Here is a 14,094-nt window from a genome sequence, read left to right as displayed (position 1 = left end):
GCTTGTGATATTATCAGCCGCAATATAATGACGAGTTTGGAGCTAAGGGATGAAAGTTACACTGCCTGATTTTTGCCGCGCCGGTGTCTTGGTCGTTGGGGATGTCATGTTAGACCGCTACTGGTACGGGCCTACCAGCCGTATTTCGCCAGAAGCACCCGTGCCAGTCGTTAAAGTCGATACCATTGAAGAACGCCCGGGTGGTGCAGCTAACGTGGCGATGAACATCGCCTCCCTTGGGGCTATTTCACGTCTGGTCGGGCTGACCGGTATCGATGATGCCGCGCGTGCGCTGACCAGCAAGTTGAATGAAGTGCATGTGCGCTGTGATTTTGTCTCGGTGCCCACTCACCCGACTATCACCAAGTTGCGGGTACTTTCGCGTAACCAGCAGTTAATCCGTCTGGATTTTGAAGAAGGCTTTGACGGCGTTGATCCGCAGCCGATTTTTGAGCGCATTCAACAGGCGCTGCCACAGATTGGCGCGCTGGTATTATCTGATTATGCCAAAGGCGCATTGAGTAGCGTGCAGCAGATGATCCAATTAGCGCGTAAAGCCAAAGTGCCGGTTCTGATCGATCCGAAAGGCAGTGATTTTGAACGCTATCGTGGTGCGACCCTGTTAACGCCTAATTTGTCTGAATTTGAAGCCGTGGTGGGGCGCTGCAAAGATGACGAAGAGTTGGTCAGCCGTGGTATGAAGCTGGTGGCCGATTTCGAGCTTTCCGCTTTGCTGGTGACCCGTTCCGAACAGGGTATGACCTTGCTGCAACCGGGCAAACCGCCACTACACCTGCCAACACAGGCGCAAGAAGTGTTTGATGTGACCGGTGCTGGTGATACGGTGATTGGCGTGCTGGCTGCCGCACTGGCTGCGGGGAATACACTGGAAGAGTCCTGCTTCCTGGCGAATGCTGCCGCAGGCGTGGTGGTCGGTAAGTTGGGAACATCGACTGTCTCACCGATTGAGCTGGAAAATGCGATCCGTGGCCGTGCTGAGACGGGTTTCGGCGTGATGGATGAGCAGCAACTGAAAAAAGCCGTTGCGCAGGCGCGTCAGCGTGGTGAAAAAGTGGTGATGACCAATGGTATCTTCGACATTCTCCACGCAGGCCATGTTTCTTACTTAGCCAATGCCCGCAAACTGGGTGACCGCCTGATTGTCGCCGTGAACAGCGATGCCTCCACCAAACGTCTGAAAGGCGAAAAGCGGCCAGTCAATCCACTGGAACAGCGCATGATTGTGTTGGGCGCTCTGGAAGCGGTAGATTGGGTGGTGCCGTTCGAAGAAGATACCCCACAGCGTTTGATCGCTGACATTCTGCCAGACCTGCTGGTAAAAGGGGGTGACTATAAGCCTGATGAGATAGCAGGCAGTGCAGAAGTGTGGGCTGCGGGTGGTGAAGTTAAAGTGCTGAATTTTGAAAACGGTATTTCGACCACCCGTATTATTCAGTCAATTAAGAATGGCCTTGGCTAAATACCCTCGATCTTGATCGTTGCAGGTAGGCGGCAAACGCGTGATAAAGCGGTCAGCGCCGGTTTAAACAGCATTTATGCGGTGAGCCTCAGCAGGCTCATTAATCCCGATGCGCTGTCTTGAACCAGTGATTCGGGAGATAAATCTACCGAGAGCCGATTTGAACGCTGCGGGCAGCAGTCTTAACGAAGGGCGCATACTAATGCGCCCTTGTGCGTAATAACGTCTTACCCATTATTATTCGCCCGTTTTATCATCACTCACGGCAGGCGCGTTGTTGAATTTGGCTTCAAGCTCCCCTACGCGTTGTTCCAACAACGCCAGTTTTTCCCTGGTGCGCAGCAATACCTGAGTCTGCACGTCGAATTCTTCACGATTAACCAAATCCAAACGGGTTAACTGCGATTGCAGAACCAGACGGATTTTCTTTTCAACGTCGCCCCCGAATTCGCGAATGCCTTTTGGCATAGACTCATGCACCTGGCGGGCGATTTGTTCAATTTTTTTCGGGTCAATCATGATATTTCCCTAATTAGCTGTGTGATGATTCCCTCTAGTGTAATGCCTGATGGCAATTGTATAAACCTTCACATATCACCATTTTGGTAATTGCTCCGATGAATCAATAGCGCTATAGTCGTAAGGCTTATTCTCAGGGCGGGGTGCAAGTCCCCACCGGCGGTAAATTGTGTTGCGGCATTCCTGTGTCGTGGTGCAAAAGCCCGCGAGCGCTCACGTTGCCTCTCCTTGGAGAGTGTAAGGTAGAGGTCAGCAGATCCGGTGTGATTCCGGGGCCGACGGTTATAGTCCGGATGGGAGAGAGTAACGGTATCTGATGAGCTTATTTATTGTATTAAATAACTCGCTGCGTTATTTCGGCTATTTTTATTATTTATATAAATGAATGGCCTTTTACTCCTCAAAGACCGCCCTGATTCTGGTAATCCATAATTTTAATGAGGTTTTTTACCATGAATCAGACCCTTCTATCAGATTTCGGCACGCCTGTTGAGCGTGTAGAACGTGCTATCGACGCTCTGCGTGATGGCCGTGGTGTTATGGTGTTGGATGACGAAAGTCGTGAAAACGAAGGTGATATGGTTTTTGCTGCCCAAACGATGACGGTTGAGCAAATGGCTCTGACCATCCGCCATGGTAGTGGGATTGTGTGCCTGTGTATCACCGACGAACGCCGCCAGCAGCTTGACTTGCCAATGATGGTCACCAATAACTCCAGTCAGTTCCAAACCGCGTTTACCGTGACTATCGAAGCGGCTCAAGGTGTAACCACCGGTGTGTCTGCGGCTGACCGTTTAACGACTATTCGCGCGGCAATTGCGGATAACGCGAAACCTGCAGACCTTAATCGCCCAGGGCATGTATTCCCACTGCGTGCTCAACCGGGTGGCGTATTGTCTCGCCGTGGTCACACCGAAGCCTCTATCGACTTAGTCACTCTGGCCGGTTTTAAACCCGCAGGTGTGTTGTGTGAACTGACCAATGACGACGGCAGCATGGCTCATGCACCGGAAGTCGTTGAGTTCGCCAAATCGCATGAGATGCCGGTAGTGACAATTGATGATCTGGCCGCCTACATTGAGGCTATCCAGCCTCAGGTACAAAAAGTCAGCTAATCAGATAGCGATGATATCATCTGTTCATCGCGCGGTGTAAACACCGGGTTGCCTCTATTTTCCTGAATAGACTGTGGCCCGGTTATTTCTTTTTTGTCTAATTTTCTTACTGCTTCCTGTGCTGTTTCCCCCCTTCAAATTTATTGAATATCTTCATCATTGTTATCCGGCTGTGTCATAAAAAGAAAGCGCGTAATCTACTGTTTAAGGTTTAAACGCCGCTCTGTTTCTTAACAGTAAATGACTTAACAGTAAGGATTTGCAATGAAAACCTCTCGTATGCCTGCACTGTTTCTTGGCCACGGTAGCCCGATGAATGTGCTGGAAGAAAACAGTTACACCCAAGCTTGGCGTGCGTTAGGTGTAACTTTGCCACGGCCTAAAGCGATTTTAGCGATTTCCGCCCACTGGTATACCCGTGGAACTGCGGTGACAGCTATGGATAAACCCCGAACTATTCACGATTTTGGTGGCTTCCCGCAGGCTTTGTTTGATACTGAATACCCCGCACCAGGCTCGCCTGCGTTGGCGGTACAAATCCAACAATTGTTGGCACCTGTCGCGGTGCTGGCTGACACCGGTGAGTGGGGCCTGGATCACGGGAGCTGGGGGGTATTGATTAAAATGTATCCGGAGGCAGATATTCCCGTGGTGCAATTGAGTATTGATGGCACCCAACCGGCGGCTTATCACTATGAGTTAGGCCGTAAGCTGGCGGTGTTGCGTGAGCAGGGTGTGATGATTGTCGCCAGTGGCAACGTGGTACATAACTTGCGAATGGTGAGATGGCAGGGAGAAAGTAGCCCGTATCCGTGGGCTGAATCTTTCAATCAGTTTGTGCGAGATAATCTGAGCTATCAGGGCGATAATCATCCGCTGGTGAACTTTATGCAACATGAAGGAGCCGCATTGTCTAATCCGTCGCCAGAACATTTCCTGCCATTGTTGTACGCACTGGGGAGCTGGGACGGTAAAGAGTCGATCTCGATCCCAACGGATGGGATTGAGATGGGGTCGCTTAGTATGTTGTCGGTTAAGCTTGGTGTTATAAAAACTAAAATCAGCGAGCCAAGGGTTGGCCACTCCTACGGGCGCTTCGGCGGCATAAGCCGCTACGGCCCCAACGGAGTGTTTCCCCTTGGTTTAGCTTTATCAACAATTTTAAGGTGTTAGCTTTTCAGCTTATTCTTTCGCAACCTTAACCTAAAATGATATGTGGGTAAAAACGTGACAGATCTTGGGTGATCAATTCGCGGTCTTCACGCAAACCAATACCGCATGGTTGATCATTCACCAGCCAGCTACCAATTAGCGTGTAGCTGTCGCCGAATTTAGGCAGTGGATGGAATTGCTGAACAATCATGCCTTCTTCGCCGTATGGCCCATCAACGCGCGCGACTTCTTTGCCGTTTTCCACGATCTGGATATTGGCACCTTCCCGCGAGAACAGCGGCTTGGTGACATAGTGATCCATCTTGGGATGATCATCTTCAGCAAAATAAGCAGGTAACAGATTCGGGTGATTGGGGAACATCTCCCACAGCAGGGGCAACAAGGCTTTATTGGAGATAATGCTCTTCCACGCCGGTTCCAGCCAACGCACGCCAGCGTCTTCCAGTTTGGTGGAAAACATTTCGCGGAACATAAATTCCCACGGATAGAGCTTGAACAAGTTACTGATAACCTGATTATCCAGATCAGTAAATTGCCCCTTCTCTCCCAAACCGATCTCTTCCATAAACATGAACTCGGTCGGCAGGCCGGCTTCCAGCGCGCAATCTTGCAGATATTGCACGGTGCCGCGATCTTCTTCACTGTCTTGACAGCAGGCCAGATGCAGTAAGCTAAAGCCGTGGTTATCGCGCAAATCAGCAAAACGCTCAATCAGCTTCTCTTGCATACTGTTGAACTGATCAGACTCTGCGTTCAAATTACCCGCATTGATCTGGTCTTCCAACCACAGCCACTGGAAGAAGGCGGCTTCATACAATGAGGTCGGAGTATCAGCGTTGTTTTCCAGCAATTTAGCTGGATTTACGCCATCGTAGGCTAGATCAAGGCGTGAATAGAGCGAAGGCTGATTGGTCTTCCATGAGCTACGTACAAAATCCCAGCAATGTTTTGGAATGCGGAATTTAGCCATCAATTGATCGCTATTTACTACTTTCTCAACCACTTGCAGACACATCTGATGCAACTCAGCGGTGGTTTCTTCCAACTCTTCAATTTGTGCCAGTGTGAATTCGTAATACGCATCTTCACACCAGTACGGCTCGCCATGCATAGTGTGAAAACGGAAACCAAATTCGGTGGCTTTTTCACGCCAGTCCGGGCGTTCGCTAATTGCTAAACGTTTCATTAAAGACCTTAGCCACCCATGCTGCGCGTACTGGTTTTGGATGAGGTAGCGGCACTACGCTGCATCGTAGACTGCTTAGCAACCGATTCACCAAAACCGCCACGGGTGATGGTATTGGTTACCGCGGGTTTCGGTGCCATAGCGGTTCTTGGCACGGTCATGGTGCGGCCTGTGGTGGCGGAGCCAAAGTTTTTACCGGTCGAATCGACAAATTTGCCGTTAGCCGGGCTATTAGGGGCTTTTGAGGTAAACAGTGGCTGACTTGCACCGCCACCCATCATGCGGCCCATCATGTAACCGGCCATCAATGGCATCCACATGCTGCCGCTTTGCTGCGGTGCTGCGGCTGTGGTTTCAGAAGATGATGACGTTGGCACCATGCCTGCCTGAGCAGGGGCTTGAGTACACTGGGACTCACCAAATTCAGCCACACAATCTTCACGCGTTGCGTACTTCGGCGCTGTTTTAGCCGCTTCTTGCAACGCAGTATTATAAGCGGTGGTACATTCCGCGCTCTTCGATGGATTCGCTTGTGAGCAGTCATCGGCATTTTGATACAAAGAGACGGTTTCATCGGTTTTTTCGCAGCCAGCCAGCATAAATACAGCACTGACCGCCAAAGCTACGGGCGCAAGGCGGTAATTGCGCCAGGATTTACGGAAAGTCTCTTGATTGATGTTTTTAGTCCGTTTCATCATTTATTGTCTCATTTCCGGGCGTTTGATGCCCATTCCCAGTAAGTACGCTCTAGAATAGGGGAAATATGTATAAAATTAAAGCGTAGGGGCTAGCAAGCGGCAGACTTTACAAAGCTATACGAAATGCTGCCAGCAGACTCACTTTTTTCATTGACGAAAAATGCTTTGCGGTGAAGAAATTGGGGGGAACTGAAAAATAAACCGGGTACGCTTGCCGCTGTACCCGGTGAGTTAGCGCTGCTTAAAATCAGTTACGGAATGGGTTGCCATTACGTGCTGGGGTAGCAGGTGTTGTTTGCGTTTGGCTTACCGGCGTTGCTGTTGGCGCTGCGGCCTGAGTGCTGTCGCCATCGGCGTAAGCATTCTGGTTGGCGTTATCCGGTGCCAGACTGGCCGCTGAGGTTGGGATGGGTTTATCCAAGACCTGATTCAGTGACGTCAAATCATTCATGTTCAGCGTACCCAACGCATATTGAATATTTAACTGATTGATTAAATAGTCATAACGGGCATTGGCCAACTGCTGTTTCGCGTTGTATAAGGTGGTGGTCGCGTTCAAAACATCAAGAATGGTACGCGTACCAACTTGATAGCCAGCTTCCATTGCATCCAATGAACTTTGTGCAGAAACAACCACTTGCTTATAAGCATTGATGCTACTGATAGATGCTGAGATGTTATTGAACGAAGAGCGCACGGTTTGCACCATGCCACGATGCGCGCTTTCCAGTTGTTCGCTGGCACCCACAAAGTTGTACTGCGCTTGTTTCACCGCAGAATTGGTGGCACCCCCGCTGTACAGCGGCAAGCTCAATTTCAGGCTAACCTGGTTTTGGCCTGAATCATTGTTAACTTGCTGACTACTCGGTGTCCCACCGCTGTAACGGGTATTGGTAACGGAAGATCCTGCCGTCAAATCGATGGTTGGCATATAACCGGTTTCAGCTGATCTTATTTGCTCACGAGCCAAATCTTGGCTCAAACGGGCAGAAAGTAAAGAAAGGTTACGTTTTTCAGCTTCTTTCAGCAGGTTATTGACAGCCTCTGGGCGTTTAGTCTTTAAACGATCGACGCTCAATGATGCCAATTCAGGGTAGTAAACACCCGTCACCTGACGCAGATTCTCCAGCGCATTATCCAGATTATTACGCGCAGTGACTTCGTCAGCCAGCACGGTGTCGTAGCTGGCGCGGGCATTTTGCACATCAGTGATAGCAACCAAGCCCACATTGAAGCGTTGAGTGGTTTGATCCAACTGGCGGTATACCGACTGTTTCTGGGCTTCGGTGTAAGACAACGTATCAATCGCTTTTAACACGTTAAAATAGGCCGTGGCGGTGTTCAGAATCAGCGTTTGTTCGCTGGTCTGGAATACCACATCCTGAATGCCCGCAGTTTTTTCCTGTAAGGTCAGGATACGCCATTTAGACATATCAAAAATGGTCTGGGTCAGTTGCAGCGAGCCAGACGTGGCATTGCTATCCGGGCTATTAGACGCATCGCGGAAACCATTGGTATAGGTATAACCTGCGCCTAAACCAAGTTGTGGTAGCAGCGGGCTGCGTGCTTGATTAATTTTTTCATATGCAGCATCGCGATCAGCAGCCGATTTGCGTAAGTCCGGGTTACTATCCCTGGCTTGCTTATAAACTTGCAGCAAGTTCTCTGCCTGGCTCATGGTACTGAAACCAGCCAGACTCAGCCCGATAAGAAGGGGGAGCAGTTTCTTCATTTGCAGTCCTTGTTGTGCAGCAGTTGTGCGGCAATATTACTATGGTAGCTGTCGATAGACGAATTGTTGCCGATTCTATCAGAGTCTGCCAATGGGATAAGGTGGCTGATTGTGCCATCCTGCCTTAATTTACTTAAATCTAACACAAAGCTAAATGAGTATTGAGACAACTAATCGGTATCGGCCATCTTTGTCAAATAATCTTTATCAAAAGCATTTCTATCCGCTAACTCTATGCCTGCTATTTTAAAATCCTGTAGCCTGTGGCGTTCGGTTGTCATCAAAAAGTACAATTCAGGCTTGATACTAATGTTAGGAGAGAAGTCTATGTCATCACTACAACCCTCACCGGTGACTTTCAATCAGAACGATGTGGAAATTATTGCACGAGAGTCATTGTATAAGGGCTTTTTTTCGCTGAATTTATATCGTTTTCGTCACCGGCTGTTTAATGGCGAAATGAGTGGTGAGGTCACGCGCGAGATTTTTGAACGCGGCCACGCTGCGGTGTTATTACCTTATGACCCGCAGCGTGATGAAGTGGTGTTGGTTGAACAACTGCGGATTGCCGCCATTGACAGCAGTGCGTCACCCTGGTTATTAGAAATGGTCGCGGGAATGATTGAGCAAGGCGAAACCGTAGAAGAGGTGGTTCGTCGCGAAGCAGAAGAAGAGGCCGGGATTCACATTGGCCGTTGTAAGCCGGTGCTTAGCTATTTGGCAAGCCCAGGCGGAACCAGTGAGCGTTTGTCGATTATGGTGGGTGAAGTTGATGCCTCTACCGCAGCCGGTATTCATGGACTGGCAGAGGAAAACGAGGACATTCGGGTGCATGTGGTGAGCCGCGAGCAGGCTTATCGTTGGGTTGAAGAAGGTGCAATTGATAACGCAGCTTCAATCATTGCATTGCAATGGCTGGCGTTGCACCATCAATCGCTGAGAGCGGAATGGCAATCATAAAGAGAAGCGAGAAACAGTATGAGTAAGCGCTATACACCTGATTTCCCTGAAATGATGCGTATCTGCGAAACTAACTTCGCACAATTGCGTCGTTTAATACCCCGCATCGATGAAGTGGGTGAAAGTGTGGCTTATCAGGTTAAAGGCGTAAGTTATCGGCTGACAATTATCGAATCGACCCGTTACACTTCGGTGGTAGACATTGTGCAGACTGAGCCTGCGGTGAGTCACTGGAGCCTACCATCGATGGTCGTGCGCCTTTATCATGATGCCAAGGTCGCGGAAGTGTGTGCCAGTCAGCAGATCTCTCGCTTCAAAGCGAGTTATGATTATCCGAATAAAAAGTTGCATCAGCGGGACGAAAAGCATCAAATTAACCAGTTTCTTGCTGACTGGTTGCGCTATTGCATGGCACATGGCGCGGTGGCAGTTCCAGTTTGTTAGACAGACTTATAGTTTCACTGGTAGAACCTATCTGGTTGGTGAAGTGGCAAAAACAAGGACACCATTTGGAAAGCCTGTTTAAACTGCCTATGGCGAGTGGGGCCAAGGTCAGAATTTTACAAATAACAGATACTCATCTCTTTGCGGGGGAACATGAAACCTTGCTGGGTGTGAATACTTCCCGCAGTTATCGCGCTGTGCTGGAAGCGATTATCGCTGAGCAGCATCCCTTTGATCTTATCGTTGCCACTGGCGATTTGGCGCAGGATCACTCTGTTGCAGCCTATCAGAATTTTGCCAAGGGCATTGCTCGCCTGTCAGCACCTTGTGTTTGGCTACCGGGTAATCACGATTTTCAGCCCGCGATGGTCGATGCCTTAGCCGATGCCGGTATTGCGCCATCAAAGCAGGTTCTGGTAGGGGACAACTGGCAGATTCTGTTATTGGACAGCCAGGTCTTCGGCGTTCCCTATGGTGAATTGAGCGATTATCAACTGGAATGGATGGAGCGTTGCTTAGTTGCGCACCCAGAGCGTTATACGCTGATATTGCTACACCATCACCCGATGCCGTCAGGCTGTACCTGGCTGGATCAGCATAGTTTGCGCAATGCCCATGTGCTGGCGGCGGTTCTGACGCGTTATCCACGGGTAACCACCTTACTGTGTGGTCATATTCATCAGGACTTGGATCTGGACTGGTATGGCAAGCGCCTGCTGGCCAGCCCTTCTACGTGTGTGCAGTTTAAACCGCATTGCACTAATTTTACGCTTGATACTGTGGCACCGGGATGGCGCTACCTCGATTTACTGTCTGATGGAACGCTTGAAACTGACGTTCGTCGATTAGCGAGTGATGAATTCTGCCCGGACATGGACTCGGATGGTTATTGATGAGTACTCTTTTATACATTCACGGCTTTAATGGCTCTCCCGGCTCGGTTAAAGCAACGACATTCAAAAGCTGGTTGCAGCAACATCACCCTCATATTGAGATGCTGATACCTCAATTGCCGCCTTATCCGGCGGAAGCCGCAGAAATGCTGGAAAGTATCGTAATGGATAAAGCCGGGCAATCCGTGGGTATTGTTGGCTCTTCCCTTGGCGGCTATTTTGCAACCTGGCTTTCCCAGCGCTTCAGTATTCCCGCCGTGGTGGTTAACCCGGCAGTCCGGCCATTTGAGCTGCTCGGTGATTACCTGGGAGAAAATCAGAACCCCTACACCGGGCAACAATATGTGTTAGAGTCACGGCACATCTATGACCTGAAAGTCATGCAAATTGAAAAGTTGGAATCACCGGATTTACTCTGGTTATTGCAGCAAACTGGGGATGAAATCCTCGATTACCGTCAAGCGGTGGCCTATTACACCCCTTGCCGGCAAACGGTAGAATCCGGTGGAAATCATGCCTTTGTTGGCTTTGATCACTATTTCTCACCGATTGTAACTTTTTTAGGGCTAGCGACCACCTGATATCAGGCGGTGTAAGCGCCACCGCCAGCCTTCCAACCATTAGCCGAATATTAATCAACCATGACTGAATCCAGCTATAACGCTGATGCCATTGAAGTACTCAGCGGTTTAGAACCAGTGCGTCGTCGTCCGGGAATGTACACGGATACCACGCGGCCAAACCACCTTGGTCAAGAGGTGATTGATAACAGCGTCGATGAAGCGTTGGCGGGTCATGCCCGTCGTATTGACGTTATCCTTCATGCCGATCAATCACTGGAAGTAATTGATGATGGCCGCGGGATGCCGGTCGATATCCATCCGGAGGAGGGCGTTCCGGCTGTTGAACTGATTATGTGTCGTTTACATGCCGGCGGTAAATTCTCCAATAAAAACTATCAGTTCTCTGGTGGTTTGCACGGTGTCGGTATTTCAGTTGTGAATGCCTTATCCAAGCGGGTAGAGGTCACGGTACGCCGCGATAGTCAAATTTATAGCATCGCCTTCGAAAATGGCGATAAAGTGCAGGAATTACAGGTCATCGGCACTTGCGGTAAGCGCAATACCGGTACCAGTGTGCATTTCTGGCCAGATGTCTCGTTCTTCGATAGCCCGCGTTTTTCAGTTTCACGCTTATCGCATTTGTTGAAAGCCAAAGCCGTGTTGTGCCCCGGCGTGGAAATCGTCTTCAAAGATTTGGTGAACAATACTGAACAGCGTTGGTGCTATGCCGATGGCCTGACTGACTACCTGATGGAAGCGGTTGATGGCTTGATTACCCTGCCAGAAAAGGCGTTTGTTGGCTCTTTCGCCGGGGATACCGAAGCCATAGACTGGGCGTTGTTGTGGCTGCCTGAGGGCGGAGAACTGCTGACAGAAAGCTACGTCAACTTGATTCCGACCATGCAGGGCGGTACTCATGTGAATGGCCTGCGTCAGGGCTTGCTTGATGCCATGCGCGATTTTTGTGAATACCGCAATATCCTGCCACGCGGTGTCAAACTCTCAGCAGATGATATCTGGGAGCGCTGCGCTTACGTATTGTCAGTCAAAATGCAAGATCCACAATTTGCTGGCCAGACGAAAGAGCGGCTCTCCTCACGTCAGTGCGCGGCTTTTGTCTCCGGCGTGGTAAAAGATGCTTTCAGCTTGTGGCTAAACCAAAATGTGCAGGCCGCAGAGCAACTGGCTGAATTGGCCATTTCCAGTGCTCAGCGCCGTATGCGTGCGGCCAAGAAAGTGGTGCGTAAGAAACTGACCAGCGGCCCGGCATTGCCCGGCAAGCTGGCTGACTGTACTTCGCAAGATTTAAGCATGACCGAGCTGTTTCTGGTGGAAGGGGATTCCGCAGGTGGCTCCGCCAAGCAAGCGCGTGATCGTGAGTATCAGGCGATCATGCCGCTGAAAGGTAAGATCCTAAATACCTGGGAAGTCTCCTCTGATGAAGTATTGGCATCACAAGAAGTACACGACATCTCAGTAGCGATTGGGATTGATCCCGACAGCGAAGATTTGAGCCAGTTGCGTTACGGCAAAATCTGTATCCTGGCGGATGCGGACTCCGATGGTTTGCACATTGCTACCCTGCTGTGTGCGCTATTTGTGCGCCATTTCCGTGCGCTGGTGCGTAATGGCCACGTTTATGTAGCGATGCCACCGTTGTATCGTATTGATTTAGGGAAAGAAGTGTTCTACGCGCTGGATGAAGAAGAGAAAGCCGGTGTCCTGGAGCAACTGAAACGCAAGCGCGGTAAACCTAACGTTCAGCGCTTTAAAGGGCTGGGTGAAATGAACCCGCTGCAACTGCGTGAAACCACCCTCGATCCTAATACGCGCCGCTTGGTGCAATTGACTATCAGCGATGATGATATCGATAAAACGATGGCTATGATGGATATGTTGCTGGCGAAGAAGCGTTCTGAAGACCGCCGCAATTGGTTGCAAGAGAAAGGAGATACCGCTGAGATTGAGGTCTGATCGATGAAGGTCACCTTAGAGGAGTTGCAGGCGTTTACCTCGGTAGTTGACTGCGGCTCCATAACGGCGGCGGCGGAGCAGCGCAGCCAGACCACATCGGGTATCAGCCGTGCATTGAGTCGGCTGGAACAGAAGCTGGCGACCACCTTGCTGCGCCGTACCACTCGGCGGTTGGAATTGACTGAAGAGGGCGAGTTGTTCCTCAGCCATGCGCGGCAGATTCTTGGCGCGGTAGATGATGCTGAAGAGCAAATCGCCCTGCGGCGGCTAAAACCGGCCGGTCGCTTGCGGGTGAATGCCGCGGCACCCTTTATGCAGCATGTGATTGTGCCGATGATCAGCGGTTTTCGTGCGCTCTATCCGCAAATCATTCTTGAGCTGAATACCGACGATCTGAATATCGATTTGCTGGAGCAACGTACTGATATTGCGATTCGTATCGGTGCGCTGCGTGATTCCACCATCCATGCCCGTTTATTGGGGGCCAGCCGGGTACGCATCCTCGCCAGCCCTGATTATCTGCATCGCCACGGCACTCCTCTTACCATCGATCAACTGGCCGATCACAGCTTGTTAGGATTTACTCAGCCGGAATCTCTCAATCAATGGTCATTACCTCATTTACCTGCCGGGCGCTCTGCTATCATTCCCAATCTGGCTGCGTCCAGTGGTGAAACACTGCGGCTGCTGGCCTTGCAGGGGGAAGGGATCGTCGAATTATCCGATTTTATGACCCGAGAAGATCAACTGGCGGGCCGTTTGGTCGAGGTGATGGCCTCCCAAACGCTGGAAACCTGGCAGCCGATTAACGCGGTGTATTATCGTAATACTCAGCTTGCAGCGCGGATTACCTGTTTTCTGGATTACGCGAGTGAGCAGATCAAGTTGCAGGGTAGTCACTGGCTAAAAGATCCCCTTCGTTCTTAAAGCCGCAGGGGTGTTGGCGACTCTCACTTACCCGAATCACTTACTTGAGTAAGCTCATCGGGATGCGTTTGCTTGCCGCCTACCTGCAACTTCAACTACTTTGGGGATAGGGCGATTAAGCGTTATCTAAAATGTGAATATTCACATCCAGCACATCATCCTTAATGATTTCAAGGTGTTGGTGCATATGTTCCATCTGCAAATGTAATTCCAGATGGTGAACACTTTGCCATTTTTCCAGCATGAAAATAGAGTCCGGCGAGCTTTTTTGCCAGTCAAGCTGGGTGGGCAAGTCAATCATCGGCACATAGCCACCGCAACCTTCCTCTGCCAACACAGCAGGGAGTAACGTCTCAATTGCGGCCAATACCGCCTGACGACGCCCCGGTTTGACTTTTATTTCTGCAAAAACGGTAATCATAACTGCCTC

At 50.2% G+C, this 14,094-nt stretch carries 13 protein-coding genes, 1 pseudogene and 1 riboswitch; of the genes and pseudogenes, 9 read left to right on the top strand and 5 right to left on the bottom strand.

The genetic code is table 11. The features are described from left to right. The first annotated feature begins 49 nt into the window (after window positions 1-49). A complete protein-coding gene (gene hldE / locus AT01_RS09630; protein ID WP_042546996.1) occupies window positions 50-1,480 on the top strand; it encodes a bifunctional D-glycero-beta-D-manno-heptose-7-phosphate kinase/D-glycero-beta-D-manno-heptose 1-phosphate adenylyltransferase HldE in 1,431 nt (476 codons plus the stop codon). A gap of 237 nt (window positions 1,481-1,717) precedes the next feature. On the opposite strand, the gene ubiK is transcribed toward hldE, so the two are convergent. Further along, entirely contained in the window at window positions 1,718-1,999 is a 282-nt protein-coding gene (gene ubiK / locus AT01_RS09625; protein WP_042546995.1) for a ubiquinone biosynthesis accessory factor UbiK, read from the bottom strand. A gap of 125 nt (window positions 2,000-2,124) precedes the next feature. Continuing rightward, window positions 2,125-2,308, top strand: a riboswitch (FMN riboswitch). A 143-nt stretch (window positions 2,309-2,451) separates the two neighbouring features. Between ubiK and ribB the strand changes: the two genes are divergently transcribed. Further along, window positions 2,452-3,114, top strand: coding sequence for a 3,4-dihydroxy-2-butanone-4-phosphate synthase (ribB, locus tag AT01_RS09620; protein ID WP_042546994.1), 663 nt, complete (start codon window positions 2,452-2,454; stop codon window positions 3,112-3,114). Window positions 3,115-3,378: 264 nt separating this feature from the next. Continuing rightward, window positions 3,379-4,158, top strand: a pseudogene (ygiD, locus tag AT01_RS09615) (4,5-DOPA-extradiol-dioxygenase); the annotation flags it as partial. A 154-nt stretch (window positions 4,159-4,312) separates the two neighbouring features. Here ygiD and AT01_RS09610 read toward each other — a convergent pair. The 3 genes from AT01_RS09610 to tolC form a co-directional block, all read right to left on the bottom strand. After that, window positions 4,313-5,473: a glutathionylspermidine synthase family protein gene (locus AT01_RS09610; protein WP_042546993.1), complete on the bottom strand. Its 1,161-nt coding sequence runs from the start codon at window positions 5,471-5,473 to the stop codon at window positions 4,313-4,315. Window positions 5,474-5,481: 8 nt separating this feature from the next. Then, on the bottom strand, window positions 5,482-6,168 hold the full coding sequence (locus AT01_RS09605; protein ID WP_042548579.1) for a DUF1190 family protein: 687 nt from the start codon (window positions 6,166-6,168) through the stop codon (window positions 5,482-5,484). Window positions 6,169-6,418: 250 nt separating this feature from the next. Continuing rightward, complete coding sequence (gene tolC, locus AT01_RS09600) at window positions 6,419-7,903, bottom strand: outer membrane channel protein TolC (protein WP_042546992.1); 1,485 nt, start codon at window positions 7,901-7,903, stop codon at window positions 6,419-6,421. 327 nt (window positions 7,904-8,230) lie between these two features. Between tolC and nudF the strand changes: the two genes are divergently transcribed. From nudF to AT01_RS09570, 6 genes are all read left to right on the top strand, one after another. Beyond that, entirely contained in the window at window positions 8,231-8,863 is a 633-nt protein-coding gene (gene nudF, locus AT01_RS09595; protein ID WP_042546991.1) for an ADP-ribose diphosphatase, read from the top strand. Window positions 8,864-8,881: 18 nt separating this feature from the next. Continuing rightward, entirely contained in the window at window positions 8,882-9,307 is a 426-nt protein-coding gene (locus AT01_RS09590) for a DUF1249 family protein (protein ID WP_042546990.1), read from the top strand. A 65-nt stretch (window positions 9,308-9,372) separates the two neighbouring features. Further along, entirely contained in the window at window positions 9,373-10,200 is an 828-nt protein-coding gene (gene cpdA / locus AT01_RS09585; RefSeq protein WP_042546989.1) for a 3',5'-cyclic-AMP phosphodiesterase, read from the top strand. After that, window positions 10,200-10,781 (top strand): esterase YqiA, encoded by a 582-nt coding sequence (yqiA, locus tag AT01_RS09580; RefSeq protein WP_042546988.1) that lies wholly within the window; start codon window positions 10,200-10,202, stop codon window positions 10,779-10,781. The genes cpdA and yqiA overlap by 1 nt, the downstream gene beginning before the upstream one ends. Before the next feature lie 60 nt (window positions 10,782-10,841). After that, window positions 10,842-12,737 carry a DNA topoisomerase IV subunit B gene (parE, locus tag AT01_RS09575; RefSeq protein ID WP_004704462.1) on the top strand — a complete coding sequence of 632 codons (1,896 nt, stop codon included), beginning with the start codon at window positions 10,842-10,844 and terminating at the stop codon, window positions 12,735-12,737. 3 nt (window positions 12,738-12,740) lie between these two features. Then, window positions 12,741-13,664: a LysR family transcriptional regulator gene (locus AT01_RS09570; RefSeq protein ID WP_042546987.1), complete on the top strand. Its 924-nt coding sequence runs from the start codon at window positions 12,741-12,743 to the stop codon at window positions 13,662-13,664. Between the two features lie 115 nt (window positions 13,665-13,779). Here AT01_RS09570 and AT01_RS09565 read toward each other — a convergent pair whose 3' ends face one another. Next, window positions 13,780-14,085, bottom strand: coding sequence for a putative quinol monooxygenase (locus tag AT01_RS09565; protein ID WP_042546986.1), 306 nt, complete (start codon window positions 14,083-14,085; stop codon window positions 13,780-13,782). Between the last annotated feature and the right edge of the window lie 9 nt (window positions 14,086-14,094).

The organism is Yersinia aldovae 670-83 (assembly GCF_000834395.1).
Classification (GTDB): domain Bacteria; phylum Pseudomonadota; class Gammaproteobacteria; order Enterobacterales; family Enterobacteriaceae; genus Yersinia; species Yersinia aldovae.
Note: the sequence above shows the minus strand (reverse complement) of the source record. Positions and strands in the feature narration are given on the sequence as shown.

Bases quoted from the DNA above. Each gene is read 5' to 3' on its own strand.
- hldE (WP_042546996.1), top strand. From the start codon at position 50: ATGAAAGTTACACTGCCTGATTTTTGCCGCGCCGGTGTCTTGGTCGTT.
- ubiK (WP_042546995.1), bottom strand. From the start codon at position 1,999: ATGATTGACCCGAAAAAAATTGAACAAATCGCCCGCCAGGTGCATGAG.
- ribB (WP_042546994.1), top strand. From the start codon at position 2,452: ATGAATCAGACCCTTCTATCAGATTTCGGCACGCCTGTTGAGCGTGTA.
- AT01_RS09610 (WP_042546993.1), bottom strand. From the start codon at position 5,473: ATGAAACGTTTAGCAATTAGCGAACGCCCGGACTGGCGTGAAAAAGCC.
- AT01_RS09605 (WP_042548579.1), bottom strand. From the start codon at position 6,168: ATGAAACGGACTAAAAACATCAATCAAGAGACTTTCCGTAAATCCTGG.
- tolC (WP_042546992.1), bottom strand. From the start codon at position 7,903: ATGAAGAAACTGCTCCCCCTTCTTATCGGGCTGAGTCTGGCTGGTTTC.
- nudF (WP_042546991.1), top strand. From the start codon at position 8,231: ATGTCATCACTACAACCCTCACCGGTGACTTTCAATCAGAACGATGTG.
- AT01_RS09590 (WP_042546990.1), top strand. From the start codon at position 8,882: ATGAGTAAGCGCTATACACCTGATTTCCCTGAAATGATGCGTATCTGC.
- yqiA (WP_042546988.1), top strand. From the start codon at position 10,200: ATGAGTACTCTTTTATACATTCACGGCTTTAATGGCTCTCCCGGCTCG.
- parE (WP_004704462.1), top strand. From the start codon at position 10,842: ATGACTGAATCCAGCTATAACGCTGATGCCATTGAAGTACTCAGCGGT.
- AT01_RS09570 (WP_042546987.1), top strand. From the start codon at position 12,741: ATGAAGGTCACCTTAGAGGAGTTGCAGGCGTTTACCTCGGTAGTTGAC.
- AT01_RS09565 (WP_042546986.1), bottom strand. From the start codon at position 14,085: ATGATTACCGTTTTTGCAGAAATAAAAGTCAAACCGGGGCGTCGTCAG.